Source organism: Pseudomonadota bacterium (genome assembly GCA_022361155.1).
Lineage (GTDB): Bacteria > Myxococcota_A > Polyangia > Polyangiales > JAKSBK01 > JAKSBK01.
The window spans coordinates 1-3459 of the sequence record JAKSBK010000047.1; the positions used below are offsets into that span (position 1 = coordinate 1).

Genomic DNA, 3459 nt, shown 5'->3' on the forward strand with positions numbered 1-3459 from the left:
CGCCCATGATAACCCCAAGCCAGCAGGTTGCAGCCCCGTCAATTCCTCACGCCGCCTAATAGCGATCGCCCGTCCAGCCTTCTACCGTTCAGCCATGCCCGCCCGGCATGCCTGACTCCTCGCTCGCGCTCCTCAGCGCAGCTCGGAAGGAGCCTCGGGAACGTGGGTGATCAGATCGGGCAGGCGGGCAGGCTCAGGTTGGACCAGCTTGACAGTACATCATCCGGTGTATATATTGACATGTACACAAGATGGCTGAGCACTCCGCACCTCTACCTGTCGCCCTGACTGAAGCTTCTGGCGTCCCGTTCTATCGCCAGATCGTGGACCAGCTCGGCGAGCTGATTCGCTCCGGGCAGTTGGAACCGGGCACTCGGCTGCCCTCTGTCCGCGAGCTAACCCAACAGCTCTTGGTCTCGCTGATCACCGTCCGCCGGGCGTACGCCGACTTGGAGCAAGCGAGCTTGATCGTGCGCAAGCAAGGGCAGGGCACGTTTGTGGCCCAGGATGTTGGCGAGGCCTGCAAGGAGCGGTCGCTGGACGAGGCGCGTGAAGGACTGCGACAAGCAGTGCTGCGCGCACGCCAGTTGGGGATGTCCTCGGGCGCACAGCGTGCCTGGCTTGAGGAAATGCTAGGAGGCGAACATGCTTAAACTCCGCAATGTGTGCGTAAAGCGAGGCGACTTCACACTCGAAGTCAACGAGCTAGACCTCAAACCAGGTTACGTGCTGGGAGTGGTCGGCCCCAATGGCGCGGGCAAGACCACGCTGCTGGAACTCTTGCCCGGACTGACGGCACCGGAGTCGGGCTCGGTTCGCTTCGAGGGGCTCGACCCAAGGCAAAACCCAGTCGCGGTGCGTTCGCACCTGGGCTACATGACCGACGACATGCCGGTGTTCAACCTGCGCATCGACCGCTTGCTGCGGACGCTTTCGGGCTACTACCCCAACTGGAACGACGAGCTTGTGGGACGTCTGCTGGAACGCTTCGCGTTGGATGAGAAGAAATCGGCCACGAGTCTGAGCAAGGGCCAAGCCACGCGTTTGCGCCTGTTGCTCGCGCTCGCGTTCGAGCCTGCGCTGCTGGTGCTCGACGAGCCCGCCACGGGTCTAGACGTCAGTGGCCGGCGGGCGCTGCTCGAAAGCGTGCTTGAAGTCATGCGTGACGACGCCCGCAGCGTGATCATCAGCTCGCATCAGCTGGCCGATGTGGAGCGGATCGCGGATCAGCTGCTAGTGTTGCACAAGGGCCGTGTCGTGCGCCAGGGCCCGACCGATGCGTTGGTGGGCGACGAGCGAACGCTGGAGGAAGCGCTCGTGACGTGGAGGGCGATCTGATGCTCTGGCATCTGCGCACCATGCTGACCTACCGCCTCGGTCATTGGCAGAACCTGCTGACGTCTCTCTTCGGCCTGGCGTTTCTGCTACACGTGCAAGCATCGCCTGTGCTTCAAGGCGCGCCCGGATGGGCCGATTTGCTCTATGCAGGCCTCATTTGCTGGTTTATGTACGCGGACATCCTGCGAGGTCATCACGCGTCTAGCGCAGGGATCCCGGCGGGCGGCGGGTCCTCGCCCCATCCCGCGCTGCCGATGACCCCGCGTGCACGCGCTTTGGGCGAGGCTCTGGCCTACGTATGCAGGATCTTGGTTGGCGCGGTTCCGCTGCTCGTCTTGGTGTCCCTGCACTACGGCCCTCTGGACGGTGTGCGCTATCTCTCTGCACTCGCCTTCCTGTTGCCGCTGGCGCTGTGCGTACGGCTCCGCGCGAATACCGTGACAACGCAGTCTCAGCCTCGGCTCGATATGCTTCCGTATGTGCTTGGGGAGTACTTGGGCTGGTTCGGGCTCCACCGCGGGATGATGGCGTTCATGGGCTGGGGACATTGGGCGTCGCTTCTGGCATCGACGCTCGTGTTCCTGGCCATGCTTGCATGGGGTCGCCCGCTGCTCCGCTTGCCGCCGGCGCGCTTAGGATTCAAGGCAAGACGCGAGGTCTCCGCTCGCACCGAACTCCGAGTGCGGCGGGGGCTGGCCGGCCCTGAAGCCCTGCGCAGGGACTTGTGGCGTGGTCTTCACGCTGGTGCGCTACACACAGCGAGCTTGATCCCCCTGTTCGCGAGCATGTATTGGCTGTTCGCCATGGGCACCGGGGACGCCCTCGGGCGAGGTCTTGCGTTCGGTGGGCTGGCGGGGGCCCTGCTTTGGTTTGTGTGGTTCGTCGCGGGGCGACCCCTTGGGCTCCCACTAAGAGCGTACGCGCAGGACAAACCGGCAGGCCCGTTCGCCTTGTTACCCGTGTCGGAACGCCAGCTCACCGCGGTGCTGGGTCTGCACGCCGCGGGCGCGCTGTTGCTGTGGCTCACCGTTGTCACCGGCGTAGCGCTCATTGACTCCATGCTGGAACGACCCTCGTGGTGGATCACCGCGACCCTGTTGGGACTCGCGGGCACCTGGCTTGCGCCCGCGCTCTGGAGCGGCTCGGTCGTCACCTTGCTCGGAACTCAGCGCGAACGACGCATCGTCCTTTCCTTCCCAGTGGGGCTCAGCGCCGGTCTATTGGTGTTCCTGACGGGGCTCGATACTCGGGGGGCGCTGCAGCCGTTTTCGAGATACAGTTGGACACTCGCCGTTCTTGCCAGCCTGTACCTCGCGGTGGCCCTTTGGCCGGTGCTCAAGCGGTTTCGCGCACCCAAGATAAGTTACGCGAAGTTGCTGCAGCGGGGCGGTACGCAGTGAGTCGAGTTCAGAAATGGGGAACGCTAGCTGGCGTCTGCGCGGTTGCCATCGCTTTGACGGTGGTTCTGTGGAACCGAAGGCGACCTGACCCGCCTTGAGGCTTGGGGATATCCGCGGGCGGTGCGGCGGTGGCGGCTCGCAGCTGGAGCGACGGTCACCGGCCGGACTCTTTCGCGTCCCTACGGGCTCCTGATGTGCCGGAGCCGCACAACGGCGCGGCAAAGGTACACGAACCCGAACGCTGAGCGTGCAGCGCTGCGTGGGGACTGCGAAGATCCCGTTGAATGCTGCTCGGATCGGAGGCGGGTCGCTGAGGGCCGCTAGCCGGGCGCGGCGGCAGCTCCGTGGAAGTGGCACATGAACCAGGTCCCGTGGGGGAACTGCGCCTCACGGAACCCTCGCCGCCAGGCTTCGAGCGCCGCGCGGTAGGCCGTGCGGAAGGCGCGTACGGCCGCGACCGCCTCGAAAAAGGCGCTGCGTTGCCCGCGACCGACGGCGAAGGTCGGGTTGCGTCCGCGAAGCGGTTCCCAACTCTTTACTCGTGCCCGTTCCAAAACTCACTCCCGTCGCCTGGCTTGCGGCGCAGGGCCGTCTGCCGCGTCGTCTCACGCTCGACCCTGCTCGATTTCAACCGCGTGCGCCGCATTTCCTCGGTTCGCCGACTCGCCATCCGACCCCGCGGCGCTGCGCCATGCTCGGTCCGGAGTTTCGGGACGGGCAC

General features: G+C 65.1%; 3 protein-coding genes and 1 pseudogene. 3 read left to right on the forward strand and 1 reads right to left on the reverse strand.

All coding sequences use genetic code 11. The features are described 5' to 3' along the window. Positions 1-251 precede the first annotated feature (251 nt). Genes MJD61_01360 through MJD61_01370 form a run of 3 tightly spaced genes read left to right on the forward strand, consistent with a single transcriptional unit; the run spans position 252 to position 2738 of the window. Complete coding sequence (locus MJD61_01360) at positions 252-653, forward strand: GntR family transcriptional regulator (protein ID MCG8553925.1); 402 nt, start codon at positions 252-254, stop codon at positions 651-653. Continuing rightward, positions 646-1338, forward strand: coding sequence for an ABC transporter ATP-binding protein (locus MJD61_01365; GenBank protein ID MCG8553926.1), 693 nt, complete (start codon positions 646-648; stop codon positions 1336-1338). The genes MJD61_01360 and MJD61_01365 overlap by 8 nt, the downstream gene beginning before the upstream one ends. Continuing rightward, positions 1323-2738, forward strand: a complete 1416-nt coding sequence (locus MJD61_01370) for a hypothetical protein (protein MCG8553927.1) — start codon at positions 1323-1325, stop codon at positions 2736-2738. The genes MJD61_01365 and MJD61_01370 overlap by 16 nt, the downstream gene beginning before the upstream one ends. 320 nt (positions 2739-3058) lie before the next feature. Here MJD61_01370 and MJD61_01375 read toward each other — a convergent pair. After that, positions 3059-3280 (reverse strand): annotated as a pseudogene (locus MJD61_01375) (transposase). Positions 3281-3459 lie beyond the last annotated feature (179 nt).